The 23,619-nt window shown below is 60.2% G+C and carries 19 protein-coding genes and 1 pseudogene; 9 read left to right on the top strand and 11 right to left on the bottom strand.

Annotated elements, in window-relative coordinates; genetic code table 11:
* Window positions 1-351: 351 nt before the first annotated feature.
* Window positions 352-1,007 (top strand): annotated as a pseudogene (locus tag GGR45_RS17235) (IS5 family transposase); the annotation flags it as partial.
* 635 nt (window positions 1,008-1,642) lie between these two features.
* Here the strand turns inward: GGR45_RS17235 and GGR45_RS17240 are convergent.
* The 5 genes from GGR45_RS17240 to GGR45_RS17260 form a co-directional block, all read right to left on the bottom strand.
* Complete coding sequence (locus tag GGR45_RS17240) at window positions 1,643-2,932, bottom strand: exopolysaccharide biosynthesis polyprenyl glycosylphosphotransferase (RefSeq protein ID WP_175310642.1); 1,290 nt, start codon at window positions 2,930-2,932, stop codon at window positions 1,643-1,645.
* A gap of 318 nt (window positions 2,933-3,250) precedes the next feature.
* Window positions 3,251-4,564: a lipopolysaccharide biosynthesis protein RfbH gene (gene rfbH / locus GGR45_RS17245; protein ID WP_175310643.1), complete on the bottom strand. Its 1,314-nt coding sequence runs from the start codon at window positions 4,562-4,564 to the stop codon at window positions 3,251-3,253.
* Between the two features lie 14 nt (window positions 4,565-4,578).
* The gene (gene rfbG / locus GGR45_RS17250; RefSeq protein ID WP_343051217.1) at window positions 4,579-5,670 is read right to left on the bottom strand and encodes a CDP-glucose 4,6-dehydratase; all 1,092 of its coding nucleotides are present in this window, start codon (window positions 5,668-5,670) and stop codon (window positions 4,579-4,581) included.
* Complete coding sequence (gene rfbF / locus GGR45_RS17255; protein ID WP_175310644.1) at window positions 5,667-6,440, bottom strand: glucose-1-phosphate cytidylyltransferase; 774 nt, start codon at window positions 6,438-6,440, stop codon at window positions 5,667-5,669. Before rfbF ends, rfbG begins: the two co-directional genes overlap by 4 nt.
* Window positions 6,441-6,451: 11 nt before the next feature.
* A complete protein-coding gene (locus tag GGR45_RS17260; RefSeq protein ID WP_175310645.1) occupies window positions 6,452-7,438 on the bottom strand; it encodes an FAD-binding oxidoreductase in 987 nt (328 codons plus the stop codon).
* A 303-nt stretch (window positions 7,439-7,741) separates the two neighbouring features.
* Between GGR45_RS17260 and gmd the strand changes: the two genes are divergently transcribed.
* Window positions 7,742-8,806, top strand: a complete 1,065-nt coding sequence (gene gmd / locus GGR45_RS17270) for a GDP-mannose 4,6-dehydratase (RefSeq protein WP_175310646.1) — start codon at window positions 7,742-7,744, stop codon at window positions 8,804-8,806.
* The gene (gene fcl / locus GGR45_RS17275; protein ID WP_217497877.1) at window positions 8,806-9,771 is read left to right on the top strand and encodes a GDP-L-fucose synthase; all 966 of its coding nucleotides are present in this window, start codon (window positions 8,806-8,808) and stop codon (window positions 9,769-9,771) included. The genes gmd and fcl overlap by 1 nt, the downstream gene beginning before the upstream one ends.
* Window positions 9,772-9,842: 71 nt before the next feature.
* On the opposite strand, the gene GGR45_RS17280 is transcribed toward fcl, so the two are convergent.
* From GGR45_RS17280 to GGR45_RS17305, 6 genes are all read right to left on the bottom strand, one after another.
* Window positions 9,843-10,205 carry a hypothetical protein gene (locus GGR45_RS17280; protein ID WP_175310648.1) on the bottom strand — a complete coding sequence of 121 codons (363 nt, stop codon included), beginning with the start codon at window positions 10,203-10,205 and terminating at the stop codon, window positions 9,843-9,845.
* Between the two features lie 25 nt (window positions 10,206-10,230).
* Window positions 10,231-11,457 (bottom strand): tetratricopeptide repeat protein, encoded by a 1,227-nt coding sequence (locus GGR45_RS17285; protein ID WP_175310649.1) that lies wholly within the window; start codon window positions 11,455-11,457, stop codon window positions 10,231-10,233.
* 9 nt (window positions 11,458-11,466) lie between these two features.
* Window positions 11,467-13,671 (bottom strand): GumC family protein, encoded by a 2,205-nt coding sequence (locus tag GGR45_RS17290; RefSeq protein WP_217497872.1) that lies wholly within the window; start codon window positions 13,669-13,671, stop codon window positions 11,467-11,469.
* Window positions 13,672-13,685: 14 nt separating this feature from the next.
* Complete coding sequence (locus GGR45_RS17295) at window positions 13,686-14,312, bottom strand: polysaccharide biosynthesis/export family protein (protein WP_343051218.1); 627 nt, start codon at window positions 14,310-14,312, stop codon at window positions 13,686-13,688.
* A gap of 132 nt (window positions 14,313-14,444) precedes the next feature.
* Window positions 14,445-15,461, bottom strand: a complete 1,017-nt coding sequence (locus tag GGR45_RS17300; protein WP_175310651.1) for an O-antigen ligase family protein — start codon at window positions 15,459-15,461, stop codon at window positions 14,445-14,447.
* A gap of 417 nt (window positions 15,462-15,878) precedes the next feature.
* Window positions 15,879-17,228 (bottom strand): hypothetical protein, encoded by a 1,350-nt coding sequence (locus tag GGR45_RS17305; RefSeq protein ID WP_175310652.1) that lies wholly within the window; start codon window positions 17,226-17,228, stop codon window positions 15,879-15,881.
* Window positions 17,229-17,669: 441 nt separating this feature from the next.
* Here GGR45_RS17305 and GGR45_RS17310 point away from each other — a divergent pair, with 441 nt between their 5' ends.
* Genes GGR45_RS17310 through GGR45_RS17335 form a run of 6 tightly spaced genes read left to right on the top strand, consistent with a single transcriptional unit; the run spans window position 17,670 to window position 23,557 of the window.
* On the top strand, window positions 17,670-18,509 hold the full coding sequence (locus tag GGR45_RS17310) for a transketolase (protein WP_175310653.1): 840 nt from the start codon (window positions 17,670-17,672) through the stop codon (window positions 18,507-18,509).
* Entirely contained in the window at window positions 18,506-19,420 is a 915-nt protein-coding gene (locus tag GGR45_RS17315) for a transketolase family protein (RefSeq protein ID WP_175310654.1), read from the top strand. Before GGR45_RS17310 ends, GGR45_RS17315 begins: the two co-directional genes overlap by 4 nt.
* A complete protein-coding gene (locus GGR45_RS17320) occupies window positions 19,407-20,393 on the top strand; it encodes an NAD-dependent epimerase/dehydratase family protein (RefSeq protein WP_175310655.1) in 987 nt (328 codons plus the stop codon). The genes GGR45_RS17315 and GGR45_RS17320 overlap by 14 nt, the downstream gene beginning before the upstream one ends.
* Before the next feature lie 10 nt (window positions 20,394-20,403).
* Window positions 20,404-21,633 carry a polysaccharide biosynthesis protein gene (locus GGR45_RS17325; RefSeq protein ID WP_175310656.1) on the top strand — a complete coding sequence of 410 codons (1,230 nt, stop codon included), beginning with the start codon at window positions 20,404-20,406 and terminating at the stop codon, window positions 21,631-21,633.
* Window positions 21,630-22,508, top strand: a complete 879-nt coding sequence (locus GGR45_RS17330) for a glycosyltransferase (protein WP_175310657.1) — start codon at window positions 21,630-21,632, stop codon at window positions 22,506-22,508. The genes GGR45_RS17325 and GGR45_RS17330 overlap by 4 nt, the downstream gene beginning before the upstream one ends.
* The gene (locus tag GGR45_RS17335; RefSeq protein WP_175310658.1) at window positions 22,508-23,557 is read left to right on the top strand and encodes a glycosyltransferase family 2 protein; all 1,050 of its coding nucleotides are present in this window, start codon (window positions 22,508-22,510) and stop codon (window positions 23,555-23,557) included. The genes GGR45_RS17330 and GGR45_RS17335 overlap by 1 nt, the downstream gene beginning before the upstream one ends.
* Window positions 23,558-23,619: the final 62 nt, after the last annotated feature.

Consider the following 23,619-nt stretch of genomic DNA (forward strand, 5'->3'; position numbering starts at 1 on the left):
CAGTGACGGCGACGACCGCCGTCGGTGATGATCTCGGACACGGACATAAGCCTATGCTCAGGGGATAGCCCCAAGCCTCCTTCTTAGGCTCAAATTCGTCTGGTTGAGATGGGACCAGTTCATGTGGATCGCATCGATATCAGTACCATGCAGAGTGCAAGTGTTCGCACTATGATGCACATTTTTAACATTGATTGTGCAGATTTTTGGCCTGACTGCCCTTTCTGTAGCTTACCACCAATACGACAGAAAGTTCAATAATAATTGTTATGTTAAGTTTATGTTGTGCTAGGGTGAGAACCCATTGATGTAAGCGTCGCGATCTGATCCAGGCTCCGCAAGGAGACCGGAATGAGCAACCTGTTTTGGCTGACGGATGAGCAGATGGAGCGGCTGGGACCGTTCTTTCTCAGGAGCCATGGCACGCCGCGTGGATAACCGGCGGGCGCTGAGCGACATCGTGTTCGTCAACCGCAACGGGTTGCGCGGGCGAGACGCACCCAGCGCCTACGGCCCGCACAAGACGCTCTACAATCGGTGGAGGCGTTGGGGCGAGGCCGGTGTGTTCACGCGCATGATGGAAGGTCTGGCTGCAGTTGGCGCCGAGCCGCAGACGGTCATGATCGACGCGACCTACCTGAAGGCGCACCGCACGGCATCGAGCCTGCAGGTTAAATGGGAATCTCGGCCGCCTGATCGGCCGCACCAAGGGCGGCATGAATACCAAGCTCCACGCCGTTGCCGACGCGAACGGCCGGCCCCTGAGCTTTTTCATGACTGCTGGCCAGGCCAGCGACTACACCGGAGCGGCAGCGCTGCTCGACGACATGCCCAAGGCACAATGGCTGCTCCGCGATCGCGGCTATGACGCCGACTGGTTCAGGGACGCCCTGCAAGCCAAAGGCATCCAGCCCCGCATTCCAGGCCGGCGATCACGCAACGAGCCGGTCAGATACGACAAGCGGCACCATCGGCGACGAAGCCGCATCGAGATCATGTTCGGTCGGTCCAACTGACGTGATGGGTTGGACGGCCCCTGCACCAGCGTAGCTGTGCAATGATGTGGTCGTTGAGCCACGTCTAGGAGTCGATCCATGCACCAGGATGTCGTGACCGTCGGGGTCGATCTGGCGAAGAACGTGTTTTAGGTCCACAGCGCGCATCGCCTGGGCGGTGATGGCGCGCAAGGAGGTCTACGCGGCGGCTGCCGCGTGACCGCTGTCCTCGCCGACCGCTGAGCGGCCGGCAGGATGGTGTAGGGGCAGCTGAGTGGTGATGACAAACCGGTCAGACCGGGGATCGAACAAACCCAGGGGAGCAAAGCGCTTCAAGCGCGATGACGTGATTAGGGATCCGATCCGCGGACTTCATCAGGGCCAGCAGCCATGCGGTGCTGCACGAACAGGCCGAACACATGGATGCACCCGACCGGTGCTCATCGCCGCACGAAAGCACTTGCACCGCAGGGGTCGTCCACACATGGCTCAACGACCACATCATTGCACAGCTACGCTGGTGCAGGGGCCGTCCAACCCATGACGTCAGTTTCGACCTCGGCGCTGCTCCTACTATTCTCAAAGTGCCCTCGCACCACACTTACGGTGACAACCTGAGCTTCGTAATTAATACGTATCGCTTCGCGTTACCGAGCGCCAAATCCGGTCAACATTGTCCATGCAGTGCGCACTACGATCAACATATCAATCCAAGGTGAAAAATTCTTGATATAGTAAAAATCGTAATGGAGCTTACTTGTTACGTCTTCTAATTCGGCGACATGGCCCTGGTTAACTTGTGCCCATCCGGTAATCCCTGGTCGCACGATATGCCGATACCGATAAAAGGGTATATTGTCCTCATACCAACGCGACAGGACTTCCGCTTCCGGCCGTGGCCCAATCCAGCTCATTTGTCCTTTGAGAACATTGAATATCTGAGGAAGCTCATCAATCCGGGTCTGGCGCAACACCCCACCAATACGGGTGATGCGGACATCATTGTCTTGGGTCATGGCTGCGACGCGCTGCTCTGTCTGGGGAGCGCTATTCGTCATAGTCCGGAACTTATAAACGACAAAAGGCTTTCCACGATAGCCAATACGTCGCTGCTTGAATATTGCCGGCCCCTTGGAATCAAGCCTGATGATAAGCGCCAGGATAAGAAGTAATGGCAAAAGGACAATCAGGGCGATCAGTGCAGCCAGCCAATCGAAAACTTGCTTGACCACCAAGTACACGGAAGACGGCGAGAGCGTGCCGTAACTGGTTTCCGATAGATGCTCGAGCGCGATACGTCCCGTTAGGGACTCGATGAGGTGCTTGATATGGAATATCTGCAGCCCTTCAAGCGCATAATCGGCAAGCCGCCTTTCCCATTCGGGCGACATATCCACTCTTAAATCTGCTGCGATGGCATCTATTCCACCAACATTGGCCTCGGGGCTATCAAGTATGACAGGCTCGACACGTCGAATTTGAGACAATGCCGGATCGATCGGCGCATTGGGTATGATCCCGATGCGCAACGAACGACGCTGCTCCTTGAAATGAACCAGATAGAACCACAGCAAGACCAAGCCATAAGACCCGGCCAGAACGAAGCGGTTATACTCGATCCGCCCCATAACGAGAACCAACAGCATCACGCCGAAAGCCGCAGAAAAGGCGGGTAGAATGGATGCACTGCCCTCGACGCCGGGATAACGCGACATGCTTCGCATGATGAGCGAACCGGCGAGGATGCATAACAGACTTAGCACAAACGTCAGGTGCAACACGGCGATGCCGTCATTTGCACCGACAAGAAGGTTGGGGTCACCCCAGATCATTGCCAAACGTAGGAGGTAGGGAGCAAACGCCGCTACCAATCCACCGGCCACCTGTACGCGTAAACGATGCCAAGGGCCATATCGAGTGTGGACATAATATTCCATTGCGAGCTCAAACACTCCTCAACTTCGCAACACCGCGTCCACGATAGCACGGTCTCATTCTGCTACCACACAAGCGAAGAACCGGCTCGACCGCTTGCTTCCAACGATCCGAAAAGGCGAATAGACTCGATATTACCGAGCGTCTGTCTTGCCCTTCGCGCTATATACTGCACGGCAGCCGCGGATAAAGAATCAGGCGCCGCGGGCGGGCGATAGGATCACAACTCATGATCCGCATTTGCCAGCCCGCAGGCGCCTGAAACCCTCATTCGAAACCTGCCCGTATCGACCTTCCGACAAAGGCCGATGCCCAACTTATCAGAAATTCAGCCCGAAAAATTCTTCGAGCTTCTCGCCGACATAGTCGAAATGTTCGCTTCCCAATGCCGGGTACAGCCCAAGCCAGAACGTGTTGTTCATCACTCGGTCGGTCTGAGTCAGATCCCCCACCACGCGATATTCGACGTTCTGGAAATAGGGCTGTCGCGTCAGGTTGCCCGCAAACAGCAAGCGGGTGCCGATCTTGTTCTGGTCGAGGAAGCGTGTGACGTCGACACGCTTGGCATCCACGCCATCCCGAATCATCAAGGGGAAGCCAAACCACGACGGATCCGAATTGGGTGTCGCCTCCGGCAGGATGAAGATCTCTTCCATACCCTTCAGCCGCTCGGTGAGCAGGCGGAAGTTGCGGCGACGGGCCTCGACGAAATCGTCGACACGATCGAGCTGTGCCAAGCCGCAAGCCGCCTGCATATCGGTGATCTTCAGATTATAACCGATATGGCTGTAGACATACTTGTGGTCATAGCCGAACGGCAGCGTGCCGTGCTGCTGACCGAACCGCGAACCACACGTGTTATCGCAACCCGGTGCGCAATAGCAGTCGCGGCCCCAGTCGCGGATCGACTCGATGATCGGCTTAAGTTCGGCCGAGCGCGTGAAGACCGCTCCGCCTTCCCCCATCGTGATGTGATGCGCCGGATAGAAAGACAGGGTGGCGACATCGCCCCACAACCCAACCTTCTTGCCGTCGTAGGTGGCACCGAGCGCGTCGCAGCAATCCTCGACCAACCACAGATCATGCTCGTCGCAGATGCGCCGTACTTCGGCCAGATTGAACGGATTACCGAGCGTGTGCGCGATCATGATCGCGCCGGTCTTGTCTGTGATGGCCGCTTCGATCAGCGAGACGTCAATATTGTAGGTCGGAACATCGACGTCGACGAAGACGGGAACCAGCCCATGCTGAATCGACGGGTTGACCGTCGTCGGGAAACCAGCCGCGACGGTGATGATTTCATCGCCGGGCTTGAGGCGGCGTTCGCCCAGCTTGTGGCTTGTGAGGCAAGACAGCGCCAGCAGGTTCGCCGACGAACCCGACGTGGTCGTCAGCACGAAGGGCGCTCCAACGATCCGACCGAGCTTGGCTTCAAACTCGGTATTGAAGCGTCCCGTGGTCAGCCAACCGTCGAGCGAAGCCTCGACCATCAACTCGATCTCAGGGGCGCCGATCACCTTGCCGGCTGGCGGGATGATGCTCTCGCCCGGTACGAAGGGCTTAGGCGCAAATTGGGTTTCGGCGTACTGGGTGACCAGGGCACGAATTTGCTTGCGGAGGTCGTCAGCGGTCATGAAAACAGAAATCCTTACGCGGCTTGATTGAGGGGAGCCGCCACGAAGCGCTCCAGCTCGGTATTGCAATATTGGTGCATGTCGGCACCGGCCAGCCAGGCGCGATGCCAGGCAACGATGCTTTCCAAGGCTTGAGCTAGGCTCCAGCGGGGCGTCCAACGCAGGCCTGCACGCGCCTTAGAGATATCCAGCTTAAGATAGCGTGCCTCATGGGGCTGGACATTCTCGTCATGGACCCAGGTAGCGCCATTGCCCCAGGCCTCACACATGCGCTCGACAATCCATTGGACAGGCTGAGCATCGTCATCGCGCGGGCCAAAGTTCCACGCTTCCGCGGCAGCTTCGGGCATGCTCCACAACGCCTGCGCGAGAACCAGATAGCCTCCAACCGGCTCCAGCACATGCTGCCAGGGCCGGATGGAAATCGGGTTGCGGATCGACACGGGCTCGCCCTTGGCGACCGCGCGCAGGATGTCGGGAATGAGCCGGTCATCGGCCCAGTCGCCTCCGCCGATGACATTGCCCGCTCGACCGGACGCCAATGCCGTCTTGCCGTCGCTAAAGAACGAGCGGCGATAGGCAGACGTGACCAGCTCAGCGCAGCCCTTGGAGTTGGAATAGGGATCATACCCCCCCATCGCCTCGTCCTCGCGATAGCCCCAGGGCCATTCGCGGTTCTCGTAGCATTTGTCGGTCGTCACGACGACGCAGGCGCGCACGCCCGGCACCCGACGGACCGCCTCGAGCAGATGGACCGTGCCCATGACGTTGGTGGCATAGGTGCCGACCGGATCGTCGTAGGACGCACGCACCAGTGGCTGGGCCGCCATGTGGATGACGATCTCGGGATCGGCCAATACCAGCGCCTGTTCCAGCGTCTGGCGATCGCGGATGTCGCCAATGATGGACGTCATGCCGTCCGCCACACGAGCCACATCGAACAACGCCGGCGTGGTGGGGGGCGCCAGCGCAAAGCCGGTAACCTCGGCCCCCATCCGCTGGAGCCACAAAGCCATCCAGCTTCCCTTGAAGCCCGTATGCCCCGTCAGGAACACGCGCTTGCCCGCCCAGAAGGCAGGATCGACGGTGCCGGAAGGTACGCTCACCGCCACACGCACCAGGGAGCCTTGCCGCCGCTCCACAGGCTTTCGAGGTGCTGCTTGTCACGCAGCGTATCCATGGGCTGCCAAAAGCCGTGATGCTCGTAAGCCATCAGTTCGCCGTCCGAAGCGAGCGTCCGCAGTGGCTCCTGCTCCCAGACGGTGTCATCGCCCTCCAGATAGTCGAGCACCTTGGGGCTGAGGACGAAGAACCCGCCATTGATCATGCCCCCATCGCCTTGCGGCTTTTCAAGGAAGTCCGTGATCCGACCATCCTCCATGTGCAGCGCGCCGAAGCGGCCCGGGGGATAGGTGGCGGTCAGCGTCGCCGCCTTGCCGTGCGAACGGTGGTATTCCAGCGACGCGGTAATGTCGATGTCGCCGACACCGTCACCATAGGTGAAGAAAAAGGCTTCTTCGTCCTTCACGTGATCTGCTACACGCTTCAGCCGTCCACCCGTCATCGACGTATCGCCGGTGTCGATCAGCGTTACCTTCCACGGCTCGGCGCGGCGCTCGTGCACGATCATTTCGTTCGCCTTCATGTCGAAGGTCACATCCGACATGTGCAGGAAGTAGTTGGCGAAATACTCCTTGATGACGTAACCCTTGTAACCGCAGCAGATCACGAAGTCCGTGACGCCGTGCGCCGCATAGATCTTCATGATATGCCATAGGATCGGGCGCCCCCCGATCTCGATCATGGGCTTGGGCCTCAGGCTGGTTTCTTCGGCAAAACGCGTGCCGAGGCCGCCGGCTAGAATAACTGCCTTCATCGGGTCCTATCTCAGTTTGAGCTGACGAATGCGTCGGAGAAGAAACGTCTGGCCGGAAGGCCAAGTGCAGTCATTGCGGTACGCGCCGACGCGATCATCGCGTTCGAACCACAAGCATAGACAACTGTATCGACGGGATCAAACCCATGATGGATTGCCGCGTCCTGCACATACCCTCGCTTGCCGCCCCAGCTGGCATCCCCGCCCGATAGCAGATGATGGAAGCCTACGTCGAGGCCGAGGTCCACCGGATCCCAGCAGAAATTTTCCGCCTCGCGATTGCCCCAGAAGACGTGAAGGCGATGGCGTGCAGCGCGTTCAGGATCGGCGGCCAGTTCCTCCAGCAGCGCCTTGACCGGAGCAATGCCGGTGCCCGTTGCAAGAAAAACGATGTCGCGCGGCGCCTCGTCCCGCAGGAAGAAGGTCCCAAAAGGCCCCTCGATCCGGATCAGGTCATTGGGCTTGGCACGGTCGAACCAGTAACCGCTCAGCACGCCGCCCGGATACCGCTTGATGATGAGCTCCAGCATACCATCCGCCCGCGGAGCGTTGGCCAGACTGTAGCTGCGCCGGACACCCTCGGCCAAGACGTCAATATACTGGCCGGGGAGAAAGCGCATCGGGGAGGACGGTGGAGTTTTGAGCACCACCCGGACGATATCGATCGCCAGCCTGTCGATCGATACGATCCGACTTGGCACGGTCCGGATTTCAAGGCCAGCCAGCCGGTCGAGGGGCTCTATATCCAGCACCACGTCGCTCGTCGCCGCTCGGCAACAGGTGAGTACCAGCCCCTCGCCCGCCTCCCCTTCAGTCAGGCTTTCTTCGACGCGCAGCGTTTTTGTTGTGCCAGATACGACAGGCGCCTTGCATATCCCGCAGCGCCCCGTTCGACAGCTATACTCAAGCGTGACGCCAGCATTGCGCGCGGCATCCAAGATGGAGATGGCTGTGTCTGCCGCAAAAGAGCGGCCGGTGTTGAGAGTTACGGTCGACATGTGTGCCCCGCTGATAGTCGATTATGAAATCCAGTCCAGCACGTGTTGTCTCGATGATGTTGCGAAACCGCTGTTTCAGAAAAACGATCTGCATCCTTTCCCAGGCTGGTTCGAAAGCCGGCAGATCCCGCCGCCCCGTTGCAACTGTGATGGCCAACCCCGCCTCCGGCGCTGCGTTGCTGTTCGCGCGCAGTTTCAGGCGGAGGCAAGGGATCAATCGGATCAAAAGAATCGGCAATAGCTTGCAACGCGCCATGCATCTGGCGCATGGCGCCACGCATGTCAGGCAGGAATGAAGGCTTCATGGCTCAGAAGACGGCGCTTATCACAGGTGTAACCGGTCAGGACGGTGCCTATCTCGCGGAATTTCTGCTAGAGAAGGGCTACATCGTCCACGGTGTGAAGCGGCGTTCGTCGTCGTTCAACACCGGTCGGATCGAGAATATCTATCAAGATCCGCACGAGGAAAACCCCCGCTTCCACTTGCATTACGGCGACCTGACCGATTCAACCAACCTGATCCGCCTGGTTCAACAGACCAAGCCCGACGAAATCTACAATCTGGCCGCGCAGAGCCACGTCGCGGTGAGCTTCGAGACGCCGGAATATACCGCCAATGCCGATGGCATCGGTACACTGCGTCTCCTGGAAGCGATCCGCATTCTCGGCATGGAAAAGACCTGCCGCTTCTATCAGGCATCGACCTCGGAGCTGTATGGCCTCGTGCAGGAAGTGCCGCAGAAGGAAACCACGCCCTTCTATCCGCGTTCGCCGTACGGCGCGGCCAAGATGTATGCTTATTGGATCGTGGTAAACTACCGCGAGGCTTATGGCATGCATGCGTCGAACGGCATTCTGTTCAATCATGAAAGCCCCTTGCGTGGTGAAACTTTCGTCACGCGCAAGATCACGCGCGCCGCTGCCGCGATCAAACTCGGCCGGCAGGACAAGTTGTGGCTCGGTAATCTCGATGCCAAGCGCGACTGGGGCCATGCCCGAGAATATGTCCGTGGCATGTGGCTGATGCTCCAGCAGGATGAGCCGGATGACTTCGTGCTGGCGACGGGAGAGACGACGCCGGTCCGCACCTTTGTCGAATGGGCGTTCGCCGATGTCGGCATCACGCTCCGCTGGGAAGGTACGGGCGTTGACGAAAAGGGCTATTGCGCCGAAACGGGCAAATGCCTGATCGAGGTTGATCCGCGCTATTTTCGTCCGACCGAGGTCGACCTTCTCATCGGCGACCCCACCAAGGCCAAGACCAAGCTCGGCTGGGTACATCAAACATCGGTGCGAGAGCTTGCCCGTGAGATGGTGCTGGCCGACCTTCAGGTCATGCGCGATGCACCGATCGCCAAGGACGCATGATGGCGGCGGGGGCGTTCGATCTTTCCGGCAAGCGCGTCTATGTCGCCGGTCATCGTGGCATGGTCGGCTCAGCGATCGTGCGACGACTGGCGAGTGAGGGCTGCACCGTTCTCACTGCCACCCGGGCCGAACTCGACCTACAGGACCAGCGCGCGGTCCGCGAATGGTTCGCACAGGAAAAGCCCGATGCGGTCTTCCTCGCGGCTGCCAAGGTCGGTGGCATCTTGGCGAACGACACGTATCCGGCCGACTTTCTCTACGACAATCTGATGATCGAGGCTAACGTCATCGAGGCAGCGCATCGTAGCGATGTCGGCAAGCTGATGTTCCTTGGCTCGTCATGCATCTATCCAAAGCTGGCCCCTCAACCGATCGAGGAAAGCGCGCTGTTGACCGGCCCGCTGGAGCCGACCAACGAGTGGTATGCGATCGCGAAGATCGCAGGCATCAAGCTGGCCCAGGCTTACCGCCGCCAGCATGGTCGCGATTTCATTTCGGCAATGCCGACCAACCTCTACGGCCCCGGCGACAATTTCGATCTGAATAGCAGCCATGTCTTGCCGGCACTGATGCGCAAGGCGCATCAAGCGAAGCATGATGGCGCAGGTGAGATCGAAATCTGGGGTACGGGCACCCCTAGGCGGGAATTTCTGCACGTCGACGACCTGGCGGATGCCTGCGTCTTCCTGATGAAGAATTATTCCGACGACGAGCATGTCAATGTCGGCTCGGGCAGTGACGTGACCATCCTCGAACTGACCGAAATGGTCGCGCGTGCGGTCGGCTTCGATGGCGCTATCGTTCGCAACGAAAGCAAGCCTGATGGTACGCCGCGCAAGCTGATGAGCGGATCCAAGTTGCAGAGCATGGGCTGGCATCCGGCCATTGCCCTGGAGGACGGCATCGCGTCCACGTATCGCTGGTTCTTGGACCACCACGGCGAGGCACGATTGACTGTCGCCTAACGCCACGGCAGCGCCCTCTCGACGTCTATATGCGGCCGCCTGCCAACCCGTAGTTGGCCGCATATAGACGATCAGCGCCCCGCCCCAGCGATGCGAACCTGGTCTGCGGCGGTCGTGATTGAGGTGGTCGAATTGGTTTGCGGATTATAGTTGCGGTCGATCCGGCTGGCGATCCGTGACTGGATGCGAGATTCAATCCGCGCGTTGACCCTTCCCATCGGAGCGACGTTCACGCCAGCTTGCGTCGATTGTCGCTGTCCCACGACACCGACGGATGACGACGCATTTCTGCCCGTTTGAACAGGCAAAGGCGACGCAGCCTGCTGCTGCGGCTGATCCTGTTCTTGCTCTTGCGTCTGATCTTGCGTGCGGCTCTGCGCCGATAGGGGCGACGCAAAGGCCAAGCAGAGGGCCGCTATGGATATGGCACGCATGGTACGTCCTTTCGCTTTCACCTCTTTACCGGATCGGCGTCAGCTGAACGCGGTCGATCCGGCCGGAAACACCCGAAACCGCCTCCGAGGGGCGAAGGACCAGCGCCAGCATCTGTACGGGGCAGCCTTGGGGCACGGTGAAACGACCATCGAACTCGCCCCTCGCCGCCGCTGAATTAGGCAGAACCACCCGACCGAGCTCGCGCCCCTCACGACATTGCAATATCCAATAAGGCCGCGCCTCGACCGCTTGGTCGATGCCGTCGCTATGCCCCTGGATCCGGTAACTCCCGGGGGGCAGCAGTTGCAGCTGTTCGACGACAGGCCCCCCCGCACTGGACGGAGCGGAGAATTCCAAGACCCCCGCATCGCCGTCACGCTGGATGGAAGCGCTGACGCCACCATCGCTGATCGGGACCCAGTCCAGCAGCGAAGGCGTATCCATATTCCGGAAACGGGGATCACGCGACTGACGACGATCGGCACCACGATGGCTTTCGGCATAATAAGCCCACGCATCTTCCAGAGCGCCGGCCGAGATCAATTTGCTGACCAAGCTCGCCCGCGCGTTATCAGACACCGCAACGCCTGCACGATGCAAAGCGACGAACAACTGCGTGATCGCTTTCGGATCGGCACCACTGGACGCGGCGAAGTTCACGAAGCCCTCACTCCACGGCGAGCCGCCAGCAAGCGTTCGGGTCAGCGCCGCACGGATATCCGGATCGGCACTCGCCGAAACTAAAACGGGGAACAGCGTCTGAGCAGATTCGGGCGAGGTTCGCAACGCTATATCATAATGGCGCAGCGCGCCGGGCACATCGCCGCGGCTTACGGCATACTCGATTGCCCATAACTGGGTTTGCAAGTCACGCCGGGAAAGCGTTTCCACATAATCGAACAAACGCTTGGCTGCAGCCGTGTCGCCACGCACCTGTGCGTTGAGCCCCAGTGCTGAAGCGGCAGTCGCCACGGTCGGATCGTGGCGCAACGCGCTCCACGCCAATTCATCCGCACGCCGACGATCCGCAGGGCTGGCATCCGCCCCCGATAACGAAGCGGCCAGCGCCGCGCTGGCGTAAGCGTTCGCCGGTGCCAACCGATGCGCCGTCGCCGGGTCGGCTTTGGCTGTCACTTGAGCGGCAGTGAAGGCCACACTTTGAAAGCCAATAAAGGCAGCTACGACGGACAGCGCTCCAAGCCCTGCCCATTCCGCCCGTGATCGACGAACTCGCGAATGACGTCGCGCCATAGCCCCGGCCTATGCCTTCGCCTTGCTGTCCCGGCCATAACCATAGCCATATTCATAGCCATAGCCGTAATGAGCCTTGCGGGCTTCGAACTTGGTCAGAACACCACCGATGATGCGGGCATTGGCCGAACTCAGGCGGGCCAGCGCCGTCTTGACCAAGCTCGAGCGTATACCATGCGACTCCACGGCATAGATCACGCCCTCAACACGGCTGGCGATCAATGGCGCATCGGCAAGGCCCATGACGGGCGGAGAGTCGACCACGACATGGTCGTAGGTTTCAAGCAAACGCTCGAACAACACCGACAATCGGGTACCGGTGAGCAACTCGGCCGCATTCGGCGGGATCGGGCCAGCCGACATTGCCGTAAAGCCCAGATCCGACATTTCGAACGTCAGCGTGCTGATATTGTCGTCACCGGCAAGGAAATTGCTGAGACCACGGTTGTGATCGACCCCACCGAGATGGTGGATCGATGGGGAGCGCATATCGCCGTCGACCAGGATCACCTTGCGATGGCCACGAACCAACGTCGTTGCGAGGGCCAATGCCGTCGTCGACTTGCCTTCGGCCGGACGGGTCGACGTCACCGCAAAGGTACGCGGCACGCCATGTTCGGTCGTAAAGGCCAAGTTGGTCTGAACCGCAAGATAAGCGTCAACCAATTCGGACTTGCGATCAAGCAGCGCGTCGCGTGGTGTCATGTCCGCCGATACCTTCGGCACGGTGCCGAGCAGCGGAAGACCCAGCCGCCGCTCGACTTCTACCGGATCAGCGATCGCTTCATCCATCTGCTCGAGAGCGAACGCGAGTGCGCCACCGATGCAAATGCCCGCTAGGATCGACACGATCAGATTGACCATCAGTCTTGGGCTCGACGGACTCTGCGGCACGTCGGCAGGGTCGACAACCGAAACGTTGTTTACGCCAACGCCCCCGGCGACGCCGATTTCCTTGAAACGCTGAAGCAGGCCGTCATATAGGGCACGGTTAGTGTCTACTTCCTGCTGATAAATATTGTACTGGATGCTGCGGCGACGAAGATCCAGATAGCTGGCCTTCAACTGGTCCACTTTAGCCTGCAACGCGCTTTCGCGCTCCCGTGCTTCACGATACTCAGCCTGTAGCGAGCCCGAGACACGGCCTTCCTCCCGCGCAATCGACCGATCAAGCTGGTCGATCTGCGACTGGATCGCCTTGGCGGCAGGATAGCCTGGCTCGAACTGTACCATCAGCCGCTGATAGTCAGCGGCCAGTTCGGCGCGGCGCTGTCGCAAGCTGTTGATCGCCTGATTACGAAGCGCCTCAGCCGAGGCACCGGCGCGGCCCACCTGCTGGTACTTAGCCTCCGCCTGGATGCGATCTGTGGTGGCCTGCGTCAACGCGGTGTTGAGAGCGGCGAGATTGTCCGCAACGATTGAGCGTTCCGACGTCGTTCCGTTGCCAGAAGACGTTGGCAGATTGATGATCTGCTGGTCCGATGCATAACCCACCAGCTGCCGCTGCGACTCATCCAGCCGCTCCTTCTGCAAGGCGAGCTGGCGCTGAAGCAGATTACGACCGTAGGAAGTCGCCTGAATCTTTCGTTCTTGATTGATCTGGATGAAATTATCCGCCCACGCGTTGGCTACCTGTGCCGACAGTTCGGGGTTAGGGCTGGTGAATCCGATATCGACCAGACGTGACAAGCGCGTAGGATCGACAGACAGGTTCTTGAGTAAGATTTCTCCAGCGATCCGCAGTCGATCCTTGTGCCCAGCCGCCGGATAGCGACCATTGACGGTCTGGAAGATCGGGCTTTTGCTGGCGAACCGCATTTTTTCAAAAAATTTGGGATCGTCGACGACGCGAAGCTGGGTCGCGACACGCTCCGACAAGGAGCGTGAGCGCAGCAAACCATACTGCGTCTGGTAAAATTCCTGATCCGCGATGCTGGCGTCGCTCTGCACCCCCTGGAACGACGTGACCTTGTCGGCCTCGCGGGAAATTTCGACCGTGGTGTAGGCGGTGTATTTCGGGGTCATCAGCAGCGTGATGACAATCCCAAGCAGTGCACAGGCAGCCACCGCCCCGAGGATGACGTAGCGCCAACGGAACGCGATCCGAAGATATTGCCGGATCAAGGGCACCGGGTCGCCATTGGGTTGCGGGTCAGCGAGTGCCGGTTCAACAGACGAAGTGCCACCACGGGGCGGGAACGAAACCATGTTCATAAAAGTGGTGGGCCTTACCTTCTTTGCAGGATCGCGATCAGCGGCGCGATCGCTAGAGGTGCAACAGAAACGATAGTGCGGAATGCGCGACGCGACGGCGAGTCACCGACGACGACGATGTCATTGGCGTAGATTGGAGGATCGTCGTAGGCACCACGACGGATTGCGGCGATGTTGTACAGACCGGCCATCTTCTGACCTTCGACCGTGCGAAGGATGACGACGTCGTCTTCCTTCGCAAACTCTGAGAGACCTTTGGCAGATGCGACCGCCCGTAAGAGCGTCATCTGGTTGGTGACCGGGTACAGACCCGGTTCCACTACCTGTCCGTCGATCGTCACCACTTGGCTGACCGAACTGCGGATATTGACGGTGACTTCCGGATTACGAACGTAGCGACCGCGAAGCGCCGTCTCGACGGTACGCGCCAGCTCGTCGGCGGTACGTCCCCGCGCATCGACCGTTCCGATCAGCGGCATGGCGATACGTCCGCTGGCGTCGACCTGAATTTCCCGACTGAGATCGGGAACATTGAAGACATCGACCTGGATCGTATCCAGCGGCCCGATCAATGCCGGGCGATCGGCGGCAGTGAGATCTCCGCGATGAGGTGGCGGCAATACCGAACTATTCTCGACCACCGTCAGCCGATCGGTCGATTGCAGCGGCGGCCCGCCAGCGCACGCTGATAGGGCGATTGCGAGCAGCAGAGGGGGACATATCCTACGCATGCGGACGAAAAGCTTCCAGTGTGGAGAAGAAAAGAAGCCTTCCTATAGGTGCTGACCCGTGTCGGGTAAAGTGAACGATCCACGTTCTTCTGGTCGCTCGCCCAGCCATACTGCCGCAATCACCATCATCGCCATGATCATGGGCGTTCGCGCGGGATAATCGAACACGCTGGCAATGATCACCAGCGACAGCATCGTCGCCCCAAGCCGGGGCAGCACCTGACGCGCCCCCCCGCGCCAAGCCCGCACACCGGCCCATGCCCACCACCCCATGCCCGCTATCAAGATGAGCAAACCGAATACACCGGTATCGAGCACAATTTCGATGAGGTCGTTGTGCGCATGATTGAAATAGGTAGGCTTCAGCAAGCCCAAGGGTTCGTGCAGACGAAAGATGGGATCGAACCCGCCAAGCCCGGAGCCCCAAGGGAAATAATCGCGGATCATCGCCAATACGACGGGCAGCCCGCGACCGCGCATATCCTGTCCGGGATCGATCACCAGCGCACGGTTGATCGATTCAGCTCGATCGGCCGAAATGCTCAAAAGCACGGCGATAACGACGACGGCAGCGGCCGCAGAGATCAATGCGACAAAGATCCAGCGCGGCTGGCCAGCGAAGACCGTTTTGACCCCGCGCCAGACGATGAGTGGCGCAACGGCGAGGGCAAGTGCGCCGACGAGGAGACCTGCTCGCGATCCGCTTGCGAGGATTTCCAGCGCGAACACCATGATCAGTCCCAGAGCGGCCGACGCTCGCCATCCCGGTCGCCGCCCGTTGAGAAAAGCCCAGACAGGCGCCAACAGACATCCCATGGCAAGGAAGAGTGCGAAGTGGTTGCGATTGGCGAAATTACCGCTCACGAAACCGACCGATTCATTGATGAGCGGATTGTCGAAGGTCGCACCTGAGGCCTGCAAGGCGCCCATAACGGCGGACGCGACAATCAGGATCAGACACAAGCCCGGTATTCGCCGCCTCTCTCCCTGGTCCAACGTCAGCAGCAGATAAAGCACGGCAGCCGGCGCCACTAGGGAGGACAACGCATTGATCGTCATGGTGGGCGCCATCGACCAGGGCCGCCAAGGCTGGGCGTCGCCATTCATGCCAGCCGCTGCACGTAGTACGTCTCGGCCAGGTAATGACGTCCACACGGAGGGGGGAAGCGGAACGAGTTGAATAAGGGCCAGCAGGATTGCAGCCGCAAGGAAAACGCACGCCATCCTGCCTCGGTCTAGCGAGGGACGTCGACCGAAGAGAAACGCCGTCACCAAAAAGAGCCAGGATGCAGCACGCACGAGAATCTGCCCAGCGGCATCCGCCCGCGACGCCCCCCCTGCAAGGAGCAAGATGCTCAGCAGAGCCGCCAGCAGGGCAAAGTTCAGGCTGGAAGTGGGAATACCGAGACGATTGGCAGTACGCATGCCAGCCCCTCTACGCGAAACCTTCGTAAAGGAAAACGGGCCGACAAGCCCCTAAACAGGGGGCCGGCAGCCGATGAACCGATTGCTGTCGGGATTCGCCACAAGCTGCCCCTGGAAACCCGTGCCAGTGGCGATCGCCACACCGCCATTGACGGCCTCAAATGTGCAGCCGGTAAATGACAAACGGTCTTGCCCACCACTGCTCGCCATCCATGCCAGTGCGCGCTGCCCGATCCCTGGAAACTGGTTGCTGTCCGGTCGGATGGCGGCGCCCCGAAACACCGTGTTCGTGACGTCAATATCGAGGCCGATCGCGACACCGCCTTGAAACGGTGCCGTCGCCCCTTCGACCGCATTGTCGCTACGAAACTGGCAAGCATCGATCCTCACCCGCCCGCGTGCCTCCGCCGGTGCCATGTCGGTCATGCGAATGGAAAAACCAGCCCCTTCGCTCACCACGCGCCTGATCTCGATATCGCGAAGGCTCTCCTCGATGAAGATTGCAAAAGGCTGCGCCGTCGGCGGATGACGCCGCGTCTCGAAGGTGAAGCCATCAATCAGAACGCGATTGCACCCGCGTGCGGTCGACAAGGGTCCGTATGCACCAAGTACGCGGCAGTCTCGATAGGAAACTCCCTCGGCAAAGGTACAGGCACCGACAGCGCTCTTGCCTGCGAAGGTGATGCGCTCGAAGGTGACATCGACACCGGATCGCAGGACATGCTGATAGGCGTCGTCGTCGGTTGCGATCGTCAGATCGGAGATTCGACAGCCCACCGCCGTACCCGTCGAAGTGAACACACCTGTACCGGCCGGGAAAGCCTGCTGGAGCGGTTCGCCCAAAGTCACTCGATTGCCCGACACCGCCCGCACTTTCGCGAAGCAGAAACTGCTGGGAATATAGTTGATCGGGCTCGACATCGACGTCGGCCGCTGCGCCAAAAATAGCTGATCGCCCTGTTTCAGGGCACCCGTTCCACGGAAGGTCAGTTCTGTGGCGCCCTGTCGTGCCGCCCGCGCAAGAACAAGCATCCGAACTGGAAATCGGTCCGCATAGGCATCGCGATCGACGGCAGGCCAGGCCGCCGCAACCGCCGCTCGCCCCTGCCCCCTGCCCCCGATCAGTGTATTGCCGACACCAACATAATCGACAGTGGCGCCCTCGCCCAATACGTCGAATGTGCCATGCACTTCGATCCGCGCGCCGCGATACCGGCGTTCTGATAAACGCAGGTGTTCGCCGGTCACCGCACAGTGATGACATGCCTTGCGAAAGGCCTCGGCATCGTCAGTAACGCCGTCACCCTTGGCGCCGAACGCCTCAGGCGTGACGTATTTAGCCGACGCCGCACCGCGCCATGGCACTGCCAAAGCCGTCGCTGCCACTACCCCGCCGATCATGCCACCGATCATTCTGCGACGGTGCAAGAAGAGACCCATGGGGCCGGGAACATTCATGACTTCGTCCTTTATTTCAGCGTTCAAGGCGCCGGCAGCGCATGTGGTTCCATCCTAACCTGTCCGCAGAGAGGTGCTCCACCGCCCGGCATGTCATGCCGACCGACGATTCCCACCTCATCAATGTCGGATGCGCCGGGCCAATGGAACGCCCATAGTCCATGTGCATGCCATCAGCGCCTTGCCTGCCCCGCAAGCGGCTGCTACCGAGCGCCCGTCATTCATCCATAAGGCTCGGCTTTGTCTACCGACTATGACGCCCGATCGTCGGTCATAGATGACAGATGACCGGCCGATTACTACTGCCAGCCAAGCGGCCAAGCTCACGACCGGTACATGCCGGTCACTGATGCTACCTGAGGTCCCCCCTCTAAGGACATGATGATGCAGTCGGTTCGCAATGTTTCCCGATCCAATCTTTCGTTCGAGCCGGCAAGGCTCCGGCGTACTGTTCTCGACATGGCCTATGCCGGTCAGACGGTTCACATCGGCTGTGCCTTCTCGATTATCGAATTGCTGGCGGTTCTGTATCGTAAACACCTTCGCTTCTCGCCGACTGATCCGCGGTCGCCCGATCGCGACTTGCTGGTGCTCAGCAAGGGTCATGGCGTCATGGCCCAATATGCCTGCATGCATGAGATCGGCTGGATCGACGACCAAGCGGTATCAGGCTATTTCGCCGACGGATCGACGCTCAAGGGCCTGTCTGACTCCCGCGTGCCGGGTCTGGAGGTTACGTCCGGTTCCCTCGGCCATGGCCTGTCGATCGCGGTAGGTATGGCGCTGGGAGCGCGGATTGACGGCAGTGACCGTCGGGTCTTCGCCATTGTTGGCGACGGCGAGATGAACGAGGGGCCTAATTGGGAAGCGATGCTGTTCGCGGCACAGCAGAAGCTTAGCAATCTAGTGGTCATTGTCGACGAGAATGGCTTTCAGGCCATGGGCCGGACCGACGAGATCATCGGTCTCGGCGACATGGCCGCCAAGTTCACGACATTCGGCTTTGATGCGGTGACCATCGACGGTCATGACGAAGCAGCCATCGACCAGACCTTGTCTGCATTCCGCTCCGATGGGTCTCAACGACCAAAAGCCATCGTCGCTCGTACGGTCAAGGGACGAGGCGTGCCGTTTATGGAAAACAACAACATCTGGCATTATACGCGATTGAACGAGCAGACCTATCGGGATGCCATCGCGGCCATCGGGGGAGACCAGGCATGAGGCAGGCATTTTCCGACAGCCTGGTCCGCATCGCCGATGCTGATCCGCGCGTGCTGCTGCTCACAGGCGATCATGGCTATGCCCTGTTCGATGCATTCCGGAAGGCACATCCAGACCGCTATATCAACGCCGGTATCGCCGAGCAGAACATGGTGGGCATGGCCGCAGGTCTGGCCCGGATGGGGTTTCGGCCTTTCGTCTATGGCTTGAGCGCCTTCGTACCCGTGCGCGTCCTGGAGCAGATCAAGCTCGACGTGGCCCATGACGACCTGCCGGTGATCTTCGTCGGTGACGGTGCGGGGTTCGTCTACAGCCATCTAGGTACCAGCCACCAGTCGCTGGAGGACATCGCCTGCATCCGGGCGATCCCCGGCATGACCGTGCTGTCGCCAGCGGATCGACACGAGTTGACCGCCGCAATGGATCACGCCCATGCCTCGGGGCGATCGGTGTATCTGCGCATGGGCAAGGCGGATCTGGGGGACGTCCATACGCCGGAAACGACGGTAGACGTGACTCGCTTCCAGTGTCTCCGTCCCGGTCGCGAAGGTGGCACGGTCATCCTGGCGACCGGTCCCATCGCAACGACGGCGGTGCGCGTCGCGGACCAGGTGGAAGGCGCAGCGGTCTGGAGCATTCCGTCGATCAAGCCCTTCGATACCGCGGCGCTGGCGACCATATGCCAAACGGCGGGGCGTCTGGTCACGATGGAGGAGCATTCCGTCATGGGCGGTTTCGGCTCGCTCGTGACCGAAGAGGTCAGCGCCCTTCATCCGCTACCAGTCCTTCGCATCGGCGTACAGGATCGGTTTTCCGAACATTGCGGGTCGTACGACTATCTCTTGCGCGAGCATGGCCTCGACCTGGACACGGTGACGGCGCGTGTCGCGGCCTTCGATGCCCGTGCCTGATCTCCACGATCTGGGCGGTCGCCATATCTTTTTGACCGGGGGAACGGGGGCGGTCGGCCGGACCCTCCTCGATTATCTGGATCAATGCCGGGCGGTGGGTGATGGCTTTCACGTTACGGTGCTGACGCGCGATGCCGCTGGCTTTGCCGCCCGCCATCCGGTGCAGGCCGCCCTCCCTTGGCTGACGTTGGTCAATGGCGACCTGGGCGCCCTCCCCGCCCTACCGGTCGGCGTCACGGATGTAGTCCATGCCGCAGCGGACACGCATATTGGCCAGGGGCGCGTCGCCTGGATCGACCAGATCGTCGGGGGCACACGCGCTTTGCTCGACGCCAGCCGTGCCGCGGGTGCCGATCGTTTTCTGTTGGTAAGCTCTGGCGCGGTTTACGGCCCCCAGCCGCCGTCGATACCTCGTCTGCGAGAGGATTATATTGGCGCGCCGGACACCCTGCTGACCGGGTCGACCTATGGCCAGGCCAAGCGTGTGGCGGAACAGCTATGCACGATCTTCCACGCCGAATATGGCCTGTCGACCGTCATTGCGCGTCTGTTTGCCTTTGGCAGTGCCCATATTCCACGCGATGGCCGCTATGCCCTAGGCAGCTTCATCCGCGATGCCCTGTCCGATGACGATGCGCCGATCCGCATCGCAGGAGACGGCACCGCCGTGCGCTCCTATCTGAGCGGCCATGATATGGCCCATGCCTTGATTACCGCCCTGTGCCTGGGCACGCCCGGGCAGGCCTATAATGTCGGTTCGGAAGCGCCGGTCACGATAGCGGAACTGGCGAGGCGGGTACGGGATCGCTTGTCGCCTGGCCGAGATGTCGAAATCCTAGGCGCGGCGGGCGACGGCCAACGATCGCTCTACGTACCGGATGTGACGCGCATCGCCGCCCTGGGGGCTGCGTCCCAAACCGATCTGGATGCCGTGATCGACGACGCCGCTGGCCACTACGTCTCCCGCGCATAGGAACCAACCCATGCGCATACCCGACTCGTTCCGCAGCGTGCGTCTGCTTTTCGACGTAGGTTTTCTGGCGATGCTGCGCGTCGTCGCGATCGTGATCGGGTTGGCGTACGTCAAAATCTATACCAACCGCCTGCCGCCCGATGCCTTGGGCATATTCTTCTACCTCGGCACGCTTTCGTATCTTCTCAACGCGTTGCTATTCGTGCCCTTCGACTTCTACCTCCAAGCCTATTGCTCGCGGGCCGGAGAGCGGTTGCCGGTCGGGCCTGTGGCACGCATGACCGCCGGCGTTCTTGCCGCCGCGCTCATCTTGGTGGCCGCGATCGGCGCGATCTTGGTCGCGCTGGGGCAACTTGCCATTCTCGACATCGTGAGCCTCTATATCGTCGCTGTGCTGCTGTTCGGCTGCATCAGCCTGCGCAATCTGCTCAACAACCGTGGTCATCGGCGTATTGTCGCAGGCGCGCTGGTCTTCGAGGCGGCGGGCCGGGTCTGTGCCTTCGTCTCGCTCATTCTATTCCTGACCCCATCGGGACGACTGCTGTTCGCCAGCGCGGGGATCGCATTATTCCTGGAGTTGATCGGACTGGCGATCTATGCCGCGATCCGCCTGCAATGGGCGACCGATGCCACGCCTCCCGCATCACCGGCCCTGATACCCGCCACGGCACCGGTATCCGTATCGGCGGCCTGCAATCTGGTTCAGCTGCAAGCCTATCGGACCATGTACCCCTGGGCGGGCAATCCGGCGCCCGCTGCGATCTTCGCCGTAGTGGCGAATGTGGGATCGGCGGGCATGTCCGCCGTCGGGCAGATCTTTGCGCAGATATTATTGCCCCGGATCTATCAAAGCCAAGGCACCTATATCCGGCATTATATTCGCTGGGCGTTGCTCCTGACCCTTGCGGTCGCAGCCTTTGCCTGGATTGCCGCACCCATGCTGGTGGCATTCATCACTTCACCGCAGTACAGCGCCCACGCCGAACTGATGGTGTTCGGCGTTCTGCTGGAAGGAGCGAATGTCATCGTGTCAGCCGTAACGGTCGGATCGATGCTGAAGGACGATACCCGCCGTCTCATGGTGTGGAACATCGCAGGTGCCGTGGTCGGCGCTGCGGGTTACGCCGTGGCGCTGACGATCGCACCTGCAAGCCCCGCCGCGATCGGATTGGCCCTGCTCCTATCACAGGTGGTGGTCCTGGGCGGGCTTGGCCTCAACGCACGGAGACGAAATTCGTGACCGATCACACGGACGCGACGATCACATGGGTCGTCTTCACCTATAACGAAGCCGCGCGCATCGAACGCGTCGTCCGCAACCTGCGTGCGAGCGGCCCTGTTCTGGTTGTCGACAATTACAGTGCCGACGACACGTGTCGTCTGGCCGAAAGCCTCGGCGCTCGAATCCTGCTCAACAAAAACCCTGGCTGGGTCGAAGACGAAGACACGGCGCGGGCCGTGAAGGCGGCGGTGCAGACCCCATGGATATATTGGGGTTATGCCGATGAGATGATGTCCCCCGAAACAATCGATCACCTGAAGGCGATCGTCTCCAAGGGGCATCATGACGTGGTCAGCATCGGTAAGAAGAACTATTTTTATGGCAGCTTCTGCGAAGATGCCTTTGCGGGTGGCGCGCTTCCCCGGCTGTTTCGAAAAGATGCGATAGATTTTACCGGAAACGTCATCCACCATTTCGGCCGCATCACGGTGCCCGACGATCGCGTATATCACGCCGATCCCAAGCGTTTTTTCGTCCATCAGTTCATCTCGCACTCGACGGGTACAATGCTGGGCAATCTCGACCGCTATTCAGACATCGAGGCACAGCGTGGTTCCGCTCCGCATCCGATGCGGATGATGGCCGGGCTACTCAAGACGTTTCTGGTCAACTATTTCGTGCGCCATGGCTATCGCGCCGGACGCGAAGGCTTTTTTTATTGCTTCTACAATCTGGTCTATGACGTCTTTCTGGCGATGCGCCGGTTCGAACGTGAGCATGGATACGACCGGACCACGATCGAACGCCGCAATGACCGCTGGCGAGACGCCATATTGCGGCAGCAGGGCGAAGCGCCCGAAGCCGTTGATACTTCAACGCGGGTAATGCCATGATGTCCGATTCTCTGGCAAATTTGCCGAGCTTGCTGACCGAGCCTAGTGCCCTGTCGCTTGGTGACGCGGGCTATCATCTCGCGTTCGCCAAAGAAAGGGACACGGATGTCCGGCCGCTGGTGACCATTGCCATTCCAACCTTTAATCGGCCCCACCTGCTGCGCGAAACCCTGGAATCGGTCTGGTCACAGGAAGGTTTTACCGACTACGACGTCATCATCGTCGACAATGCCTCGACTGCAGAGAATGTCGGTGCCGTCCTTGCCCTGTTGCGGGACGCCAAGCGTCCCGTCCGTTATTATGTCAATGACGCCAATATGGGCGTGTTTCGCAACTGGAACCGCTGCCTCGATCTGGCGCAAGGCCAGTGGGTCAGCATTCTCAACGACGACGACCTTCTTAAGCCGACATTTCTGCGCGACATGATGCGCGAAATTGACGATGCGATGCAGGTCGATGCGATGATCTGCCGCGCCGAGCTGTTGGACCAGCGGGCCGAGAACGTTCGGACCGAAGAGAAAGCCACAACGCTTCATGCTCGCATCGTCTCGGCCTTACGGTTCAGGGGACGCGCACGTATCCGCTTGACGCCCAAGCGGCTATTCTGGGCGAACATTGCAGGCAGTTCGCTTGGCAGCCTGTATCGACGCCAAGCGGTGATGGAACTCGGCGGCTTCGATCCTGACGAAGCCCCGATCGCTGATTACGTGCTCAATGTCCGGCTCGCGGCGAGAGGCCGGTTCCTGCAGACCCATCGGCAACTGGCTAAAGTACGCCTTCAGGTGAACGAGACGATGAACCCGGACACGCTCAAAGGCGTGTTAGTGCGCAATTTCCAATTACGTTCTCGGTTGATTACCGAGGGTCTAGTCCCGAAGCGATGGTCCCACTGGCTACGCCCCCTTTTGGCCCACGAGTTGGGTGCGGCGATGGCGCATTGGCACCAGTCGCCAAGCACGCAGGACGTTGCACATATTCTGAGCATCGCGCCCCCAAACACCAAGGCGCGATGGATGTATCTGACGCGTATCCTGTATGGAGGCGTCTAAACAGCTCATCAGACTGTTTTAGCCGCTAGCGGCCCAAATTGAGATCCGGTAGACACTTTCCT

The sequence above is a fragment of the Sphingomonas zeae genome (genome assembly GCF_014197135.1).
Lineage (GTDB): Bacteria > Pseudomonadota > Alphaproteobacteria > Sphingomonadales > Sphingomonadaceae > Sphingomonas > Sphingomonas zeae.

Coding starts and splice junctions, on each gene's coding strand:
- GGR45_RS17240 (WP_175310642.1), bottom strand. CDS start 2,932: ATGGAATATTATGTCCACACTCGATATGGCCCTTGGCATCGTTTACGC.
- rfbH (WP_175310643.1), bottom strand. CDS start 4,564: ATGACCGCTGACGACCTCCGCAAGCAAATTCGTGCCCTGGTCACCCAG.
- rfbF (WP_175310644.1), bottom strand. CDS start 6,440: ATGAAGGCAGTTATTCTAGCCGGCGGCCTCGGCACGCGTTTTGCCGAA.
- GGR45_RS17260 (WP_175310645.1), bottom strand. CDS start 7,438: ATGTCGACCGTAACTCTCAACACCGGCCGCTCTTTTGCGGCAGACACA.
- gmd (WP_175310646.1), top strand. CDS start 7,742: ATGGCTCAGAAGACGGCGCTTATCACAGGTGTAACCGGTCAGGACGGT.
- fcl (WP_217497877.1), top strand. CDS start 8,806: ATGGCGGCGGGGGCGTTCGATCTTTCCGGCAAGCGCGTCTATGTCGCC.
- GGR45_RS17280 (WP_175310648.1), bottom strand. CDS start 10,205: ATGCGTGCCATATCCATAGCGGCCCTCTGCTTGGCCTTTGCGTCGCCC.
- GGR45_RS17285 (WP_175310649.1), bottom strand. CDS start 11,457: ATGGCGCGACGTCATTCGCGAGTTCGTCGATCACGGGCGGAATGGGCA.
- GGR45_RS17290 (WP_217497872.1), bottom strand. CDS start 13,671: ATGAACATGGTTTCGTTCCCGCCCCGTGGTGGCACTTCGTCTGTTGAA.
- GGR45_RS17300 (WP_175310651.1), bottom strand. CDS start 15,461: ATGACGATCAATGCGTTGTCCTCCCTAGTGGCGCCGGCTGCCGTGCTT.
- GGR45_RS17305 (WP_175310652.1), bottom strand. CDS start 17,228: ATGATCGGCGGGGTAGTGGCAGCGACGGCTTTGGCAGTGCCATGGCGC.
- GGR45_RS17310 (WP_175310653.1), top strand. CDS start 17,670: ATGCAGTCGGTTCGCAATGTTTCCCGATCCAATCTTTCGTTCGAGCCG.
- GGR45_RS17315 (WP_175310654.1), top strand. CDS start 18,506: ATGAGGCAGGCATTTTCCGACAGCCTGGTCCGCATCGCCGATGCTGAT.
- GGR45_RS17320 (WP_175310655.1), top strand. CDS start 19,407: ATGCCCGTGCCTGATCTCCACGATCTGGGCGGTCGCCATATCTTTTTG.
- GGR45_RS17325 (WP_175310656.1), top strand. CDS start 20,404: ATGCGCATACCCGACTCGTTCCGCAGCGTGCGTCTGCTTTTCGACGTA.
- GGR45_RS17335 (WP_175310658.1), top strand. CDS start 22,508: ATGTCCGATTCTCTGGCAAATTTGCCGAGCTTGCTGACCGAGCCTAGT.